20 protein-coding genes are annotated in these 17,435 nt (G+C 59.5%); 1 reads left to right on the forward strand and 19 read right to left on the reverse strand.

Translation table 11 applies throughout. The annotated features are described in order from the left end of the window. Positions 1-8: 8 nt before the first annotated feature. From ACZ3GY_RS08705 to flhA, 6 genes are all read right to left on the reverse strand, one after another. The gene (locus tag ACZ3GY_RS08705) at positions 9-797 is read right to left on the reverse strand and encodes a protein phosphatase CheZ (protein ID WP_463564601.1); all 789 of its coding nucleotides are present in this window, start codon (positions 795-797) and stop codon (positions 9-11) included. A gap of 19 nt (positions 798-816) precedes the next feature. Then, positions 817-1,191 (reverse strand): chemotaxis response regulator CheY, encoded by a 375-nt coding sequence (locus ACZ3GY_RS08710; protein ID WP_225831800.1) that lies wholly within the window; start codon positions 1,189-1,191, stop codon positions 817-819. A 153-nt stretch (positions 1,192-1,344) separates the two neighbouring features. After that, positions 1,345-2,088, reverse strand: coding sequence for an RNA polymerase sigma factor FliA (fliA, locus tag ACZ3GY_RS08715; protein WP_463564600.1), 744 nt, complete (start codon positions 2,086-2,088; stop codon positions 1,345-1,347). Continuing rightward, positions 2,085-2,924 (reverse strand): flagellar synthesis regulator FleN, encoded by an 840-nt coding sequence (gene fleN, locus ACZ3GY_RS08720; protein WP_225839697.1) that lies wholly within the window; start codon positions 2,922-2,924, stop codon positions 2,085-2,087. Before fleN ends, fliA begins: the two co-directional genes overlap by 4 nt. An 87-nt stretch (positions 2,925-3,011) precedes the next feature. Continuing rightward, entirely contained in the window at positions 3,012-4,319 is a 1,308-nt protein-coding gene (flhF, locus tag ACZ3GY_RS08725) for a flagellar biosynthesis GTPase FlhF (RefSeq protein ID WP_465909707.1), read from the reverse strand. Positions 4,320-4,334: 15 nt separating this feature from the next. Then, positions 4,335-6,443, reverse strand: coding sequence for a flagellar biosynthesis protein FlhA (gene flhA, locus ACZ3GY_RS08730; RefSeq protein WP_463564598.1), 2,109 nt, complete (start codon positions 6,441-6,443; stop codon positions 4,335-4,337). Between the two features lie 254 nt (positions 6,444-6,697). Here flhA and sodC point away from each other — a divergent pair, with 254 nt between their 5' ends. Then, positions 6,698-7,219, forward strand: a complete 522-nt coding sequence (sodC, locus tag ACZ3GY_RS08735; protein ID WP_463564597.1) for a superoxide dismutase [Cu-Zn] SodC — start codon at positions 6,698-6,700, stop codon at positions 7,217-7,219. Between the two features lie 44 nt (positions 7,220-7,263). Here sodC and flhB read toward each other — a convergent pair whose 3' ends face one another. From flhB to fliJ, 13 genes are all read right to left on the reverse strand, one after another. Beyond that, positions 7,264-8,400 (reverse strand): flagellar biosynthesis protein FlhB, encoded by a 1,137-nt coding sequence (gene flhB, locus ACZ3GY_RS08740; RefSeq protein WP_463564596.1) that lies wholly within the window; start codon positions 8,398-8,400, stop codon positions 7,264-7,266. Further along, positions 8,400-9,176, reverse strand: a complete 777-nt coding sequence (gene fliR / locus ACZ3GY_RS08745) for a flagellar biosynthetic protein FliR (RefSeq protein WP_463564595.1) — start codon at positions 9,174-9,176, stop codon at positions 8,400-8,402. The genes flhB and fliR overlap by 1 nt, the downstream gene beginning before the upstream one ends. Further along, entirely contained in the window at positions 9,176-9,445 is a 270-nt protein-coding gene (gene fliQ, locus ACZ3GY_RS08750) for a flagellar biosynthesis protein FliQ (protein WP_013791040.1), read from the reverse strand. The genes fliR and fliQ overlap by 1 nt, the downstream gene beginning before the upstream one ends. Before the next feature lie 10 nt (positions 9,446-9,455). Next, positions 9,456-10,241, reverse strand: coding sequence for a flagellar type III secretion system pore protein FliP (gene fliP / locus ACZ3GY_RS08755; protein ID WP_463564594.1), 786 nt, complete (start codon positions 10,239-10,241; stop codon positions 9,456-9,458). Beyond that, a complete protein-coding gene (gene fliO, locus ACZ3GY_RS08760) occupies positions 10,241-10,666 on the reverse strand; it encodes a flagellar biosynthetic protein FliO (protein WP_465909709.1) in 426 nt (141 codons plus the stop codon). The genes fliP and fliO overlap by 1 nt, the downstream gene beginning before the upstream one ends. Positions 10,667-10,670: 4 nt before the next feature. Beyond that, on the reverse strand, positions 10,671-11,141 hold the full coding sequence (gene fliN / locus ACZ3GY_RS08765) for a flagellar motor switch protein FliN (protein WP_463564592.1): 471 nt from the start codon (positions 11,139-11,141) through the stop codon (positions 10,671-10,673). Positions 11,142-11,204: 63 nt separating this feature from the next. After that, the gene (gene fliM / locus ACZ3GY_RS08770; protein WP_225831781.1) at positions 11,205-12,176 is read right to left on the reverse strand and encodes a flagellar motor switch protein FliM; all 972 of its coding nucleotides are present in this window, start codon (positions 12,174-12,176) and stop codon (positions 11,205-11,207) included. Between the two features lie 15 nt (positions 12,177-12,191). Next, on the reverse strand, positions 12,192-12,716 hold the full coding sequence (fliL, locus tag ACZ3GY_RS08775) for a flagellar basal body-associated protein FliL (RefSeq protein ID WP_465909710.1): 525 nt from the start codon (positions 12,714-12,716) through the stop codon (positions 12,192-12,194). Between the two features lie 255 nt (positions 12,717-12,971). After that, entirely contained in the window at positions 12,972-14,246 is a 1,275-nt protein-coding gene (locus ACZ3GY_RS08780) for a flagellar hook-length control protein FliK (RefSeq protein WP_465909711.1), read from the reverse strand. Between the two features lie 73 nt (positions 14,247-14,319). After that, entirely contained in the window at positions 14,320-14,676 is a 357-nt protein-coding gene (locus ACZ3GY_RS08785; protein WP_463564589.1) for an Hpt domain-containing protein, read from the reverse strand. Between the two features lie 89 nt (positions 14,677-14,765). Continuing rightward, a complete protein-coding gene (locus ACZ3GY_RS08790) occupies positions 14,766-16,460 on the reverse strand; it encodes a SpoIIE family protein phosphatase (RefSeq protein WP_465909712.1) in 1,695 nt (564 codons plus the stop codon). A 6-nt stretch (positions 16,461-16,466) separates the two neighbouring features. Continuing rightward, entirely contained in the window at positions 16,467-16,772 is a 306-nt protein-coding gene (locus ACZ3GY_RS08795) for an STAS domain-containing protein (RefSeq protein WP_070882915.1), read from the reverse strand. 208 nt (positions 16,773-16,980) lie between these two features. Continuing rightward, the gene (fliJ, locus tag ACZ3GY_RS08800) at positions 16,981-17,433 is read right to left on the reverse strand and encodes a flagellar export protein FliJ (RefSeq protein ID WP_463564587.1); all 453 of its coding nucleotides are present in this window, start codon (positions 17,431-17,433) and stop codon (positions 16,981-16,983) included. Positions 17,434-17,435 lie beyond the last annotated feature (2 nt).

A 17,435-nucleotide genomic window follows, 5' to 3' on the forward strand; every position in this document is an offset into this window, starting at 1 on the left:
ACGTGCTCCTAAAATCCCAGGCTGGACAGCAAATCGTCGACGTCGTCCTGGTTCGATGCGACGTCATCACGCTTATCGGCATGAATCTGTGGACCTTCACCATGGGACGTATTTTTTTGTTTGTTCTGCTCTACACGTAATTCATTGTGATCGTGATCGATGCCGGCGAAACGGTCGACCTGGCTGGCCATCAGCATCAGTTTCAGCAGATTGCTCTCTACCTCGGTCACCAACTGGGTGACGCGTTTGATCACCTGCCCGGTCAGATCCTGATAGTCCTGCGCCAGCAAAATGTCGTTGAGGTGCCCGGACAGTTTGCTGTTGTCACGCTGGCTGCGCGCCAAAAACAGCTCGATGCGTTTGGCCAACTCACGGAAAGCCTCAGCGCCCATTTCACGGCGCATGAAACGCCCCCAATCTTCGCTCAGAGCATCGGCTTCGCTGCTCAAATCATTGACCAGTGGTGCACTCTGCTCGACCAGATCCATGGTGCGATTGGCCGCACGCTCGGTCATGGTCACGACGTAGTTGAGCCGCTCCGTCGCGTCAGATATCTGTGAGACTTCATTGGCGTGGGGCACCCGAGGGTCAAGCTGAAAATTGACGATGGCGTTGTGCAGCTCACGCGTGAGCTTGCCGACTTCGTGGTAAAGACCACGGTCGCGCGCCTTGTTCAGTTCATTGATCAGCTGTACCGCTTCGCCAAAGTTGCCTTGTTCGAGGCTGCTTACCAGTTGGCGGGCATTGCTTTTCAGAGTCGACTCGAGGTCGGCCTCTTGAGAATCTTCGTGTTCCATAACAACCTCGCGGCAGACATCAGCCGTTGACCCGCTCGAAGATTTTTTCGATCTTTTCCTTGAGCACCTGGGCGGTGAATGGCTTGACCACGTAGCCGTTCACACCAGCCTGAGCGGCCTCGATGATCTGATCACGCTTGGCTTCTGCCGTCACCATCAACACTGGCATTTGCTTCAAGCGTTCATCCGCACGCACCGCGCGCAGCAGATCGATTCCGCTCATGCCCGGCATGTTCCAGTCGGTCACGAGGAAGTCAAAGCTGCCGCTTTGCAGCATCGGCAAGGCCGTGACGCCATCGTCGGCTTCCGCCGTATTGGTAAAGCCCAAATCACGCAAAAGATTCTTGATGATCCGGCGCATCGTCGAGAAATCATCGACGATGAGGATTTTCATGTTCTTGTCCAAGTCGACCTCCGTACAGTCCTAAAACGCCATCAGCATTCTGAAGCGCTTATAAATCGTGAAACCGGCCTGGCGGAACGCCGCAAAACTATTGCGCCCGGCTTTGCTGCGTTCACTGTGTTTTTCCAGCGCCCTGCTAATTCCTTATGCGCGCCATTCCACTAACCGTGCGCGTAAACGCGCGGCACACTGACTGTGTAATTGGCTGACCCGCGACTCACTAACTCCCAGTACCTCGCCGATTTCCTTGAGATTCAACTCCTCGTCGTAATACAGCGATAACACCAACCGCTCACGCTCCGGCAGATTGCTGATAGCGTCGGCCAGCGCTGCCTGGAAACGATTGTCTTCCAGCTCATGCGAAGGCCCTTGGAGCAAGGAGCTTGTGTCTTCCTGCAGCCCACCGCTTTCGCCTTCTTGCAACAGATCGTCGAAACTGAACAGGCGGCTACCCAAAGTGTCGCCAAGAATGCCGTAGTAATCTTCGAGACTCAATTGGAGTTCGGCAGCAACCTCCTGATCTTTAGCGTCTCTTCCCGTTCTCGCTTCAATTTTTCGGATTGCGTCGCTGACCATCCGGCTGTTGCGGTGCACCGAACGCGGCGCCCAATCACCCTTGCGCACCTCATCGAGCATCGAACCCCGGATACGGATACCCGCGAACGTCTCGAAACTGGCGCCCTTACCGGCGTCGTATTTACGCGATGCCTCAAGCAGGCCAATCATGCCGGCCTGAATAAGGTCGTCCACCTGCACATTGGCAGGCAGACGCGCCAACAGGTGGTAGGCGATGCGTTTGACCAATGGCGCGTAACGTTCAATCAACTGATGCTGTGAATCTCGTGCTGTTGCCTTGCTGTACATACGGAGTCCAGAGGCTGTCGTCATACAGCCGTGTCTGCAGTCGGTTGTTGCACCAGGCGTTCAACGAAAAATTCCAGGTGGCCTCGCGGGTTGGCCGGCAATGGCCACGCATCAACCTTCTGGGCAATCGCCTTGAACGCCAGCGCGCACTTCGAACGAGGGAACGCCTCATATACCGCACGCTGTTTCTGTACGGCCTTGCGTACCGATTCGTCATAAGGCACTGCGCCCACGTACTGCAGCGCAACATCCAGAAAACGGTCGGTCACCTTGGTCAGCTTAGCAAACAGATTACGACCCTCTTGCGGGCTATGCGCCATATTGGCAAGCACCCGGAAACGGTTCATGCCGTGGTCTCGATTGAGCAGCTTGATCAGCGCGTAAGCGTCGGTGATCGAGGTCGGCTCGTCACATACCACCACCAGCACTTCCTGCGCAGCACGTACGAAGCTCACCACCGAGTCGCCGATGCCCGCGGCGGTGTCCACGATCAGTACATCGAGGTTGTCGCTGATATCACTGAAAGCCTGGATCAGACCAGCATGCTGCATGGGCGTAAGCTGCACCATGCTCTGAGTACCGGAGGCCGCCGGCACGACACGAATGCCACCCGGACCCTGCAGGACAACATCGCGAAGCTCGCACTGGCCGTCGATGACGTCAGCCAGGGTGCGCTTGGCCGTCAGGCCGAGCAATACATCGACGTTGGCCAGCCCCAGGTCAGCATCCATGAGCATGACGCGCCGACCGAGATCCGCCAGCGCCAACGACAAATTCACCGACACATTGGTCTTGCCAACGCCGCCCTTGCCGCCGGTCACCGCGATCACCTGTACGGGATGCATACCCATGTTATCTATACACCTTGTCTAACTTCGCTTTAGAGCCACATGGCCATTGTGCGCTGCTGGAACGACCACAGCCAGCGCTTCGCCACACCTGCATGATCATCCTGCGCGTCGTGCCGGGTCTTGGTACAACCCGGCAAACATATCGGCCATCGTATCCTCACTCGGTTCATCCGGAGCCTGCAGGCCTACAGCACGGCTGACCAACTGATGGCTGCGCGGCACATGTACATCGTCCGGAATTCGCGGGCCGTCTGCCAGATAGGCTACCGGTAGACGGTGGCTAATAGCCAGACCCAATACCTCTCCCATGCTGGTTGCCTCATCCAGTTTACTCAGAATGCAGCCGGCCAGCCCACAGCGCTTGTAACTGTGATACGCCGCCTTGAGCACTTGCGCCTGGCTGGTTGCAGCCAGCACCAGATAATTGCGGGCGTTGATGCCTCGGCTTGCCAGGGTCTCCAATTGCATACGCAGCGCTGGGTCATTGGCTGGCAGGCCGGCAGTATCGATGAGAACCACTCGCTTGCGCACCAACGGCGCCAGCGCCTGAGTCAATGACTGACCTGGATCAACGTGGGTCACGGAAACGCCAAGGATACGGCCCAGCGTTTTGAGCTGCTCCTGAGCACCGATACGGTAGCTGTCCATACTCACCAGCGCGATATTCGCAGCGCCGTACTTGAGTACGTAGCGTGCCGCGAGCTTGGCCAGGGTGGTGGTCTTGCCCATGCCAGCCGGGCCGACCAGGGCGATCATACCGCCCTCCTCCATCGGCTCTTGCTTGGGCGTCTGAATCGAGTGTGCCAGGTGCGCCAGCACCATACGCCAAGCCTGGCGTTGATCGCTCAGCGAGGCAACGCGCTCAAGCAGTGTGCGTGCCAGCTCAGCCGGCAAACCCATGCGCTGCAGGCGGCGCCACAGGGCGGCCTGCTGTGGGCGGCGGCTCTGCATCTGCCCCCAGGCCATGGAACCCATCTGCATTTCGATCAGCTCACGCAAGCCATGCAATTCGGAGCGCATGGATTCCAGGGCAGACTGGTCGACCGAAGCCGAGGCCGGCTTCTTCTGCTGACGCTCAAGTACGGCGTCCAGGCTGTCGGCTGGTGCCACGCTCGGCGCTTCGGCGAACAGCTGACGATCCTTACCGGCATCGAGCTGCGCACGGGTGCTCAGCTCGGCCTGAGCGGAGGCGATGCGCGACTGCGTCTTGCGCAGCTCGGCCTCCAGGGCCGGATTCGGTTGCCGCGCCGGAGCGGGTTGAACCTGATAATCGAGTGCGGCCGTCAACTCCACGCCACCTGCCACGCGGCGGTTACCGATGATGGTCGCATCAGCGCCCAGCTCATCACGAACCAGCTTCATGGCTTGGCGCATATCGGCGGCAAAAAAGCGTTTGACCTGCATGGCCCGTACCCTCGATTAGTTCTGCCCCACCGTCGCAACGATGGTGACCTGCTTGTTGTCCGGAATTTCCTGGTACGCCAGAACATGCATGCTCGGGACGGCCAACCGGGCGAAACGCGAGAGCATTCCCCGAACCGGCCCGGCCGCCAGCAGAATCACCGGCTTGCCAAGCATCTCCTGACGCTGCGCTGCTTCCACCAGGGAACGTTGCAGCTTCTCGGCCATGCCAGGCTCCAGGAGGATGCCATCCTCGGAGCCTTGACCGGCCTTCTGAAGACTATTTAGCAATATCTGTTCCAACCTTGGTTCAAGGGTGATCACAGGCAGCTCCGGCTCTAGTCCCACGATGTTTTGCACGATTGCGCGAGCCAGCGAGACGCGTACTGCGGCAACCATGGCGGCGGGATCTTGACTCCTCGGGGCGACGTTAGCGATGGCTTCGGCGATGGTACGGATGTCGCGTACCGGCACCTGCTCCTGCAACAGTGCTTGCAGAACCTTGAGCAGGGTCGACAGCGAGATCAGGCCGGGAACCAGCTCTTCTGCCAGTTTTGGCGAGCTTTTCGCCAACAATTGCATCAATTGCTGGACTTCTTCGTGGCCTAGCAGCTCGTGGGCATGCTTGTGCAGAATCTGATTGAGGTGGGTGGCGACTACGGTACTGGCGTCCACCACGGTGTAACCAAGGGACTGCGCCTGATCGCGCTGGCCTGGATCGATCCACACAGCTTCCAGACCGAACGCCGGATCTTTGGCGGCCACGCCGTTGAGGGTGCCAAACACCTGGCCCGGGTTGATCGCCAGCTCGCGATCCGGATACACCTCGGCCTCGGCGACGCTGACCCCCATCAAGGTCAGGCGATAAGCGTTAGGCTGCAGATCCAGGTTGTCGCGAATGTGCACGGACGGCATCAGGAAGCCCATCTCCTGAGAGAGCTTCTTGCGTACGCCCTTGATCCGCGCCAGCAGCTGCCCGCCCTGGTTGCGGTCGACCAGCGGAATCAGCCGGTAACCGACTTCCAGGCCGACCATGTCGACCGGCATCACGTCATCCCAGCCCAGTTCCTTGACTTCCTGAGCGCGCTGAGCGGGAAGTAGCTCCTGCTGACGCTGTACTTCTTGGACTTCGACTTCCTTGGTCTTGCGCTGCTTGTTGGCGATCCAGTAGGCAGCGCCAGCGGCGACCAGACCCAAGCTGATGAAGGACATGTGCGGCATGCCGGGCACCAGGCCCATGGCGATCATGATCGCCGCCGACACAGCCAGCGCGCGTGGCGAAGCGAACATCTGACGATTGACCTGGGCGCCCATGTCTTCGGAGCTGGAAACCCGGGTCACCATGATCGCTGCGGCAGTCGACAGCAGCAGCGACGGGATCTGCGCCACCAGGCCGTCACCGATGGTCAGCAGGGTGTAGATGCGGCCAGCATCGCCGAAGCTCAGGCCGTGCTGCAGCATGCCTATGGCAATGCCACCGATCAGGTTGATGAATAGAATCAGCAAGCCGGCGACGGCGTCACCGCGTACGAACTTGCTGGCACCGTCCATGGAGCCGTAGAAATCGGCCTCCTGAGCGACCTCGGTACGGCGCTTCTTGGCTTCGACTTGGTCGATGAGGCCGGCATTGAGGTCGGCGTCGATAGCCATTTGCTTACCGGGCATGGCGTCCAGGGTGAAACGTGCGCTCACTTCGGAGATACGCCCGGCACCCTTGGTGACCACCACGAAGTTGATGATCATGAGGATCGCGAACACTACGATACCGACCACGTAGTTGCCGCCGATCACCACTTCGCCGAAGGCCTGAATCACCTTACCAGCGGCGTCGTGACCATCCTGCCCGTTCAGTAGCACCACCCGTGTGGAGGCAACGTTGAGCGCCAGGCGAAGCAGGGTCGCGGCCAAAAGGATGGTCGGGAACACCGCGAAATCCAACGGCCGCAGGGCGTAGATCGCCACCAGCAGCACGACGATCGACAGCGCGATGCTGAAGGTGAACAACACGTCGAGCAGGAATGGCGGGATCGGCAACATGACCATGGCAAGCATGATCAGCAGCATCAACGGAATACCAAGATTGCCGTCGCGCAACCCGGACAGGTTGCTGCGAACGTTGCCAATCATTTGTGCGCGATCTACTGCCACGTGGTTACCCCGGATTATTCAATCTTTTGACGCCTAAACGCCCTTGCTGCCGGTGTTTGCAAGAACCTTTCCAACTCTTCGAAAAGTGCGAAATACCTAGACTGCAGAGCCAATCAGGACTGCCATAACCACCCCGGAGCGAGACGAAAACACGAACCCCGTCGGCAAACCCGAGTCCACACCCTGTGGGCGACGGTTTTGCCCGCGGATTTTCCATCCTCGAGGAGTCATGTATGAAACGCTGGATGATGGCCGCATTGGCCAGTTGCTGCGCTGCAAGCCTGCAAGCCGCCGACCTGACGGTCGACCTCAACGCCGTAGACGCCAAAGGTGTCGGCACTTCGGTTGGCAAGGTGGTGATCAGCCAAAGTCCTTATGGCGTGGTTTTCACGCCGGAGCTGCACGACCTGGAACCCGGCGTGCACGGCTTTCACGTACACGGTAAACCCAGCTGCGATCCGGCCCCTAAAGACGGTCAACCCTCAGCAGCCGAGGCGGCTGGTGGCCACTGGGATCCACAGAACACCGGTAAACACGACCTCCCGTGGGGTGACGGCCATCTGGGCGATCTCCCTGCCCTGCTGGTCACCGCAGACGGCAAGGCTAATCAGCCGGTGCTGGCACCTCGAATCAAGAGCGTGGACGAGCTGAAGAATCTGGCCCTGATGGTTCATGCCGGTGGCGACAACCATGCCGACCACCCGAAACCGCTAGGCGGTGGTGGCGCTCGCGTGGCCTGTGGCGTGATCAAGTAATACCGCAGACGCACATCGCAGAACGCGGTTCTCGATGTGCGCGCTTACTCGTCGCGACGTAGATCTGGTGGGATGGGCAGATCCTTGAGCGGTACCGGGCGCTTGCCCTTGCCAGCCTGGTACTGACGGATCTGATAGACGTACGCCAGCACCTGGGCGACGGCCAGATAGAGCCCTGCGGGGATTTCCTGGTCGAGCTCGGTGGTGTGATAAATCGAGCGCGCCAGCGCAGGTGATTCCAGCAGCATGACCTTGTGCTCCTGGGCGATCTCGCGGATCTTCAATGCGGTGAAATCACTGCCCTTGGCGAGCAGCATGGGCGCCTGCCCCTTCTCGGGGTCGTATTTCAGGGCCACCGCGAAGTGGGTTGGGTTGGTGATCACCACATCGGCTTGCGGCACGGCCTGCATCATGCGGCGTTGTGTCATTTCGTGCTGCAGCTGACGAATCCGTTGCTTGACCTCGGGCTTGCCCTCGCTGTCCTTGTACTCGTCCCGAACCTCCTGCTTGGTCATCATCAGCTTCTGCTTGTTGTCCCACAGCTGAAACGGAACATCGACGGCCGCGATCAGGATCAATCCAAAGGACATCCACAGCGCACTCCACCCCACCACTTCCGCCGAATGCATGATGGCCGACTCAATCGGCTCATTGGCGATCGCCAGCAGATCGTCCCGATCCATCGACAGCACCACCAGCGCGACCAGCAGGATCAGGATGAACTTGGCCAGCGCCTTGAGCAGCTCGATCAGCGCCTTCATCGAGAACATGCGCTTGAGCCCGGCCAGCGGGTTCATGCGGCTGAACTTGGGTGCCATGGCCTTGGCGGAGAATAACCAGCCGCCCAGACAGATAGGGCCAATGATAGAGGCGATCAGCAGAACGATGAACAGCGGCATGAGCGCCTCAAGGGCCACCTTCCCGGAAGCGGCCAGCAATAACGCCATATTTCGCTCGTCGAAAAGCGCCTCACGTGTCAGCTCGAAATTGCCGCGCATGATTTCCAAGAGTGCATTGCCAATGGCGCCTCCTGTGGCCAACAAACCACCGGTACCTGCCAACATGATGGCAAAGGTGTTCAGCTCGCGTGAGCGCGCTATCTGACCTTTCTCACGAGATTCCCGACGGCGTTTATCCGTGGGTTCCTCGCTTTTATCGGCACCACTCTCCGACTCGGCCATCAGCTCGCCCTCGCCAGTTCGCGCAACATGATCAGCGCCTCGGATGCCAACGCCTGATAGTGCGAGAGGATATCGGCCAAGGAAATCCACACGATCACCATGCCCAGCACCAGCGTCAGTGGAAAACCGATGGAAAAGATGTTCAGCTGCGGCGCCGCACGGGTCATTACGCCAAAGGCGATATTGACCACCAGCAGCGCGGTAACAGCCGGCAGCACCAGAATCAGCGCCGCGCCCATCACCCAGCCGAGCTTGGTTGCCACCTCCCAATAATGCTCGACCTGCAGCCCGGAGCCCGGCGGCAACGTTACGAAACTCTCGGCGAGCACCTCGAAGACCACCAGATGGCCATTCATGGCCAGGAACAGCAGGGTCACCAGCATGGTGAAGTACTGACCGATCACCGGCACCGAAATACCGTTGGCGGGGTCGACCATGGACGCGAAGCCCAGGCCCATCTGCATCGCCAGGATCTGCCCAGCGACCACGAAGATGTGAAAGAACAGTTGCAGCACGAAGCCGAGCATCACGCCGATGAGGATTTCCTGGGCGATGAGCATGAAGGCTTGCAGGCTTATGGATTCCACCTGCGGCATGGGCGGCAAGGTAGGCACCAGAACCACGCTGATGGCCAGCGACAGGTACAGCCGCACACGTGTCGGCACCAGTTGCGTACCGAAGATTGGCATCACCATCAGCAACGCCGCGATGCGAAAGAGCGGCAGCACGAAACTACTGACCCAGCTACCTATCTGTGCATCGCTCAGCTCGAACATCAGCCGATCAGCTGCGGAATGTTCATGATCAGGTTCTGGGTGTACTCCATCAGTTGCTGCACCATCCAGGGACCGGCAACGATCAGAGTCAACAGCATCACCAACAGACGCGGCAGGAAGCTCAGCGTTTGTTCGTTGATCTGCGTGGCAGCCTGGAACATCGCCACCAGCAGACCCACCAGCAGGCTGGGCATGACCAGCAAACCGACCATCAGGGAGATCAGCCAGAGCCCTTCACGGAACAGGTCGACAGCAACTTCAGGGGTCATGTGAGCCTCGCTATAAAGTGCCGAAACTGCTGGCCAGTGTGCCCATGATCAACGCCCAACCATCGATCAACACGAACAGCATGATCTTGAACGGCAGCGAAATGATCAGCGGCGACAACATCATCATACCCATGGCCATGAGGATGCTCGCCACCACCATATCGATGATCAGGAACGGGATGAAGATCATGAAACCGATCTGGAAGGCAGTCTTCAGCTCGGAAGTCACGAACGCCGGAATCAGGATGGTCAGCGGTGCCTGCTCCGGACTGGCGATGTCGGTGCGCTTGGACAGACGCACGAACAACTCCAGATCGCTCTCGCGAGTCTGTGCCAGCATGAAGTTCTTGATCGGCACTTCAGCCCGCTCGATCGCCTGTTGCGCTGGCAGTTGCTGACTCAGATAGGGCTGCAGCGCCTCACGGTTTATCTGGTCGAACACCGGCGCCATGATGAACATCGTCAGAAACAACGCCAAACCGATGAGAATCTGGTTGGACGGCGTCTGCTGCAGACCCATGGCCTGACGCAGGATAGAAAATACGATGATGATCCGCGTAAAGCTGGTCATCAGCATGACAAACGCCGGAATGAAGCTCAGCGCGGTCATGATCAGCAGGATCTGCAGACTGACCGAATATTCCTGCTGCCCCTCGGCATCGGTGCTCAGGGTGATCGCAGGAATCGACAGCGGGTTGTTGCCCTGCTGGATCAGCGAGATGCCACCAGGCGGCTCCTGAGCGAAAGCCAGGGAGGCGCCTAGGGTGAACACCAGCATAAGCAGAAGGCGCAGCATCAGGACTTGTCCTTCTGATCCTTGCCCAGCAGCTCCATCAGGCGCTGAGCGAACTCCGTCGAAGCAGGCTCGGCGTCAGGCAGATGCACCGGCTCGTTCATCACGTGCAATTGATTGATTCGCCCCGGGGTCAAGCCAAGCAATATCTGCTCGTTACCCACTTGCACCAGCACCAGCCGGTCACGCGGGCTCAAAGCCTGGGTAGCCACGATCTTGATCACCTTGCCGCCATTGGGCCCCAGGCGCTGTACGCGGCGCATCATCCAAGCGAGCAGAAAGATCAGGCCAATGACCAGCAACAGGCCGATGACCAATTGCACCAGTTGGCTACCGATACCGCCGGTGGCTGCAGGCGCCTGGGCCGCAGGCTCAGCAGCCAACGCAGAGAGCGGCAGCGCCAGTAGAGCGAAGAGGATTTTTTTCATGATTTCAGCGCAGCTTCTTGATGCGTTCACTGGGGCTGATCACGTCGGTCAGGCGAATGCCAAACTTCTCGTTGACCACCACCACTTCGCCATGGGCGATCAAGGTACCGTTGACCAACACGTCGAGCGGCTCGCCAGCCAGGCGGTCGAGTTCGATCACCGAGCCCTGGTTCAGCTGCAGCAGGTTGCGGATGGTGATATCGGCGTTGCCCACTTCCATGGAGATGGACACGGGAATGTCGAGGATCACATCGAGATTCGGGCCGTCCAGGCTAACGGGGTTGTTGGCCTTGGGCATGCTGCCGAACTCTTCCATGGGCGCCCGCGGCGCAGCCGGCTGGCTTGCTGCACTGGCGGCCAGCATGGCGTCGATGTCGTCCTGCCCGTCAGCATCGCCGGACTCAGACAGGGCAGCAGCCCACTCATCGGCCAGTGCCTGTTCCTCGGGCGTGGTGTTTTCGTTCTCGTCTGCCATCGTTCAACCTCGGCTGGCGTTTATCGGTCGGGCCACGCGCGCGGGCGCATGGCGAAATTGTGGCTAGCGATGACGCTCGATCGGGTCGAGCACCTGTAGAGACAGGTTGCCCTTGTGCGAGCCAAGCTTGACCTTGAAGGACGGCACGCCATTGGCACGCAGAATCATGTGCTCCGGCAACTCCACGGGAATCACATCGCCCGGCTGCATGTGCAGAATGTCGCGCACCTTGAGTTGGCGCCGCGCGACAGTGGCGCTGAGCGGTACGCTGACCTCAAGAATGTCTTCACGCAGAGCCTTGACCCAGCGTTCGTCCTGGTCGTCGACATCGGACTGGAAGCCGGCATCGAGCATCTCTCGAATCGGCTCGATCATCGAATAAGGCATGGTGATGTGCAGGTCGCCACCGCCGCCATCGAGCTCGATGTGGAAGGTCGACACCACGATGACTTCGCTGGGGCTGACGATGTTGGCCAGCGCCGGGTTGACCTCCGAACCGACGTACTCGAAGTTGATGTCCATCACCGCAGCCCAGGCTTCACGCAAATCAATGAACGCCTGATCCAGCACCATGCGCACCACGCGCAATTCAGTGGGGGTGAACTCGCGGCCTTCGATCTTCGCGTGACGGCCATCACCACCAAAGAAGTTGTCGACCAGCTTGAATACCAACTTGGCGTCGAGAATGAACAAGCCAGTGCCACGCAACGGCTTCATTTTCACCAGATTGAGGCTGGTCGGCACGTACAGCGAGTGAACGTACTCGCCGAACTTCATCACCTGTACACCCCCAACGGCCACGTCAGCGGAGCGCCGTAGCAAGTTGAACATGCTGATGCGGGTGTAGCGCGCAAAACGCTCGTTGATCATTTCCAGGGTCGGCATGCGCCCGCGCACGATCCGATCCTGACTGGTCAGATCGTACCCCTTGACGCTACCCGGCTCGACGAACTCCTCGGTTTCCACCAAGCCGTCATCGACACCGTGCAACAGTGCGTCGATCTCGTCCTGGGACAGCAGGTCTTGCACAGCCATTATCGGACTCCCGCCTTATTGCAACACGAGGTTGGTGAACAGTACCTGCTCGACGGTCACCTTACCCGTCTCCTTCTCAGCCAGTTGCTGAACACTGGCCGTGGCCTGCTGACGCAGCATCTCCTTGCCCACGGGGGTGACCAGCGTGGCGAAGTCTTGGCTAGAGAACAGCATCACCAGGTTGTTGCGCAGTACTGGCATGTGCACTTTCAGCGCATCCAGTGCGGCTTGGTCGCGAGTCATCAGGGCAACACTGACTTGCATGTAGCGAGCCCGACCATTCTGGGTGAAATTGACCACAAACGCTGGCGTCAACTCCTCATAAATGGCCGGTTGTTTGACCGGAGCGGCATTCTCGGCCGACTCATGGGCAGTGTCTTCCTTGGCCGAATCCTTACTGAGAAAGAACCAGGTGCCACCCACCGATAGCCCCACGGCAAGCAGCAGCGCCAGAACGATCACGATGATCAGCTTCAGCTTGCCAGGCGGCTTGCTTCCTGCCTCGGCAGTTGCGGCGGGTGGATCTTTCTTCTTAGCCATGCCAAAAATCCGTCACGAAGCAGAGAACCTTCCGCTTTCAAAGGGTTGAGAGCAAGTGTTATGCCAGCTCATGAGCTAGGGTGCAATTGCTGCGCGCGCCATGTTACGCGAAAGCACAGTATCTGACCTGGGCATTGGCCCAGAAACGAAATCACCCTGACCGATTGATTCGGGCAGGGTGAAGTCTAGAGCAGAGACTGGCGCTCAGGCCAAGCGACTACCTGTTAATCATCGACAGGCCCACCGACAGCAACATCAGGCGTAGTAGTCGACCATGCCGCGGCCACTGCCTTGGGCGGGATCGCGCAGTTCGACACTGCCGATCACGCGCTCCTCTTCCGCACCGATGGAGCCGTCATCCGCGAGCCGACCGCCGCGGTCGCGACTGTCGCTCTCCTGCCCCTGCCCTTGCCATGCGCGGCCCTGGGATTGATCGGAAACGTTCACATCGGCGAGGTTCATGCCTTGCTGGGTGAACATTTCACGCAGGCGGTGCACCTGACTTTCCAACGCCTCACGCACGCCCAGGTGGGCGCTGGCAAAGCTGATCTGGGTCTGATCCTGGTTCACACTGATGCGCACCTCCAGACGACCAAGCTCCGCAGGGTCAAGCTGGATCTCGGCGGACTTGAGGTTCTGGCTGGACATCCACATCACCTTGTCCACCACGCCCTCGCTCCAACCACCCTGATGCATGGCTACTGCCTGCCCGGGCACCACGGGAGCCCGGGCCACTTGCGAGGCCTGCTGGCCGATAGCCTGGCTCAGTGCGCTGAGCTTGCTGACGAACTGCTCAGGCGCGGTGTCCGCCGAACTCTCCTTCAACGCTTCCAGGCCTTCGGTGCTGAGTTCGAACAGCGGAAGCGTTGCAGTCTCACCGCCCTCACCCTCAACAGTTGTGGATTTCATTCCCATGGCCGCCATGGCGCTGGCGAATGCCTGACCACTGCTGGCCGACGCAGACGTCGACGCGTTGCCATTGCTCGCTGCCGCCTGTTCAGCCACCTTTTCCTGGGCTCCGAGGTCGAGCGCCAGGCGCACCGCAGGCAGTTGATTGAGCGCATCGATCTCAGGGTCGAAGCTGGCTTCGGTCATGGTGGCGGGTGCGGAGCCGATCAGGCTGGCCGAGGCAGCAGCGACCTGCGCCTGCAGCTCAGGGTCAACGACCTCCACCACGACAGGCTGAGGCTCGAAAAGGCCGAGCATCAACAGCGGATCGAGCGCTGCATCCTCGCTTGCCGGGTCGGCAGGCAAGTCCTTGCCGCTTTCGGCAACGGCTGGCGCCTGCTCGGAGGTCGGCGCCGGACTACTGGCGCTTTTCTGCGGCTCATTTTTACTGTCACGTGCGTTTTGGGCGGCATTGTCCTGGCGCTCGGCAGCCTTGGCCTGACGCTCTTTGGCATACACCTGCGAGAAGCTGGAAGCCTCTTGCTTGCGCGGTTCGGCCGTATTCTGCGCAGTGTTCGCGGCAGGGGCCTTGGGCTTGGCCACCGCTGTGGGCGTCAGCAGCAGATCAGGGGCAACGGGCATAAATGCTCTCCGCTTGAATGATGTCGTGAACACAGACAAAGCAAAGGGCGGGCCAACCTGTCAGGAAAACCGGTTAATCAATGGAAAAACGCTGACGCTCAGACTTGAGCAAGATACGAACGATGGCGAATTCGCGCTCAACGCGGCCGATCAGCTCGGCAGCATCCGCCAAGTCGCCACGGCGGGCAAGCTCCTCAAGCTCACAGCAGGTATCAGCTAGCACCTTGGCGCCCATGTTGCTGCAGCTGCCCTTGAAGCTATGTGCGGCGTGGCGCATGGTTTGAACATCCTGTTCCTGCTCGGCCAACCGTAATAGCCGCAGACGCTCTTCGGAGTCGGTCACAAAAGTATCCAGCAACACGGGATACTCGCTCTCCATGATGTCCTGCAAGGTCACCAGCACGGCGCGGTCTAGATGATTATCGGACACCCTTTACTCCAGACATGCAGTGAGTGGCAGCTCGTCATTGCTGATGACACGCCTTATACCCGACAGGCAGGGCCAAACCAATTGGCGAATTATGCCTCTGCCGGCCAGGAAAACTCCACACAGACCCGACGCCCGTCAGGCGACCAGCTGCTGCGCTCGCTGAGATCACGAACCAGGGTCATACCGCGCCCACTCAGCCCTCCGGCCGGATGTTGACGTGCCAGTATGGCCAAAGGATCGAAGCCCTTGCCGTTATCTTCCACCGTCAGCGTCAAACGACCGCCACCCTCCTCACGACAAACGTCAACGATGATACTGACGCAGCCATCATCTAGCGCATCGAGTCGCTCACCACGTTGCCGGTAATACTCGGAGAACCCCGCTGCATCGCACTTGAGGGCCGAATCCAGCCCCAATACACCGTGTTCGAGCGCATTGGTGTACAGCTCGCACAGCACGCTATAGAGATTACCGCCATGGCCACGTAAACCTGGCACTTCGAGCAACAGCTGCAGCAGGTAAGGCAAGGGATAGAAATCACGTAAGGTGGGGCCGCGAAAGTCGAAGCGTGCCGACCACTGCTCAGGCCCTGCGCGCCACTCAGTGGACGCCAGCGGCGGTCGATTCACCGCGCTATCCTCGACCATGGTCACCTCGACCAGGCTGACGTCGTCACGCGCCTCACCATGAAAACGCTGCAGCGCACGCTGAATGTCGTCGAACAACGCAGACGGCGGATGACCGTTATCGAGTACGTCGAGCAGCCGTTGCTCGCCAAACAACTCTTCATGTTCGTTGTGAGCTTCGAGCACCCCATCGGAAAGTAGGAATACGCGATCGCCCGGTTCCAGCGGATAGGCCTCGTAATCATCGCGAAAACTGTCCGGCTCCAGCACCCCGAGCGGCAGATGGCGTGACACCAGCGCAATTCGTTCACCGCCGTTACGCAGCACGTAGCCATCCGGCAAACCACCGCCCCAGAACTCGACCACCTGACGGCGAAAGCTGATATTCAGCACCGTCGCGCAGCAGAACACCCCGCGCGGCAGGATGCGCCGCAGCTTGGCATTGCTCTCATGGAGAATTTCAGCCAGCGAATGGCCTTTGCCCGTCATGCGGTAGAAGACGTCGGCCAATGGCATCGCGCCGATCGCCGCAGGCAAACCATGGCCGGTGAAGTCGCCAAGTAGCACATGCATGTCACCGCTAGGGTGAAATGCGGCCAACAACAGGTCGCCATTGAACAGTGCGTAGGGCGATTGCATATAACGGATATTGCCCGCGCCCAGGCAACCGGAATGGGCCACCTTGTCGAACACCGCCTTGGCTACCTGTTGTTCGTTGAGCAAGTGCTCATTGTGCCGGGCAATCAGATCACGCTGCTGCAGCACCTCCTGGTGCAAGCGACGCACACGATCCATGGCGTTGATCTTGGCTTCGAGAATCACCCGACTGTAAGGCTTGGCAAGAAAGTCGTCGCCACCAGCCTCGAGACAGCGAACCAGCGCTTCGTCTTCGCTGAGGGAGGTCAGGAAAATTATCGGCACCATGGCATCGCCAGCCAGGGCCTTGATCCGCCGCGCCGCTTCGAAACCATCCATCACCGGCATTAGCGCATCCATCAATACCAGTTGCGGACGCTGCGACTCGAACAGCGCTACCGCCTCCAGGCCATCGCTGGCGGCCAGCACTCGATGCCCCTGGCGACCGACGATGGTCGACAGCAGCATGCGGTCAGTGGCGCTGTCCTCGGCAATAAGGATGGTAAGACGCGAGGCGTTCATAGCGCGTCAGACGATCTGGAACAGCTGTTCGAAGTTCGAAATGGACAAGATCTTGCGCACGTCGGCATTGCAGTTAAGCAGGCGAATCTGTGCGCGGTCGCCGCCTGCATGGTCACGCAGCAGCAGCAACATGCCGAGCGCCGAGCTATCGAGGTAGGTCGTCCCCTTGAGGTCTACCGAATAGCGCTTAGGACGGATATCGACGCGCTCGTAAGCACGACGAAACTCCTGATGGGCGCCAAAATCGAAGCGACCCTGAATCGTGATGGTCAACTCTTGCCCATCTTCCGAAGGCAGCGAGGTGATGGGCATGCAACACTCCTTGAGATCCGAGAAACCCGTCAGACCGCCGTATGCGAACCAACTTGCCCGAGCCTGCCCTGATCAGCAGGCAATACCTTGCAGACCAAAGCCGCGGCGCGGTGTCTCACCTATTTTCCTGTCCCTGCCCAAGTCGCTCTCCGGCGACCTGAATTCCGACCTATGAAGATTTAGCATTAGCCTGCGTCAGCGGCAACCATCATTCTTGAAAATCACGCCGAGGTAGGCGCTGAGAAAGCTCGTCAAGTAATTTCTGCTCACGCTTGTCTTCTGCCAGGCGCGCTTCGTCCAGGTAACGCTGCACCAGCTTTCGTAACCCCTCGAGCCGTGCGTAGCGCTGTTGCCAGATATCACGCATCTTGTCCAAATTACTGCGGTGCCAGCTCACAGCCTGGTGCTGTTGAGCGATCGCCACATCGAGCTGGGAAAGAAAACGCTGATAATTCATCAGCCACTGACCGGATACACCGCGCTGCCCTTCGCTGATCCACTGCTGCTGATAGCCTTGCAGATAATTTTCGAGGTCGCCCAGCTTTCCCTGGGCCTGCCCCAGCAAGCCTTGAGCGCGCCCTAGCTGCAAAGCGGCTTCACGCTCGGCCTTTTCGGCCATTTCCACCACGGGCGCCAAGCGCGCAGCGCGACTCGTTGCCATGG

Source organism: Pseudomonas sp. PME37.24/006 (genome assembly GCF_055556635.1).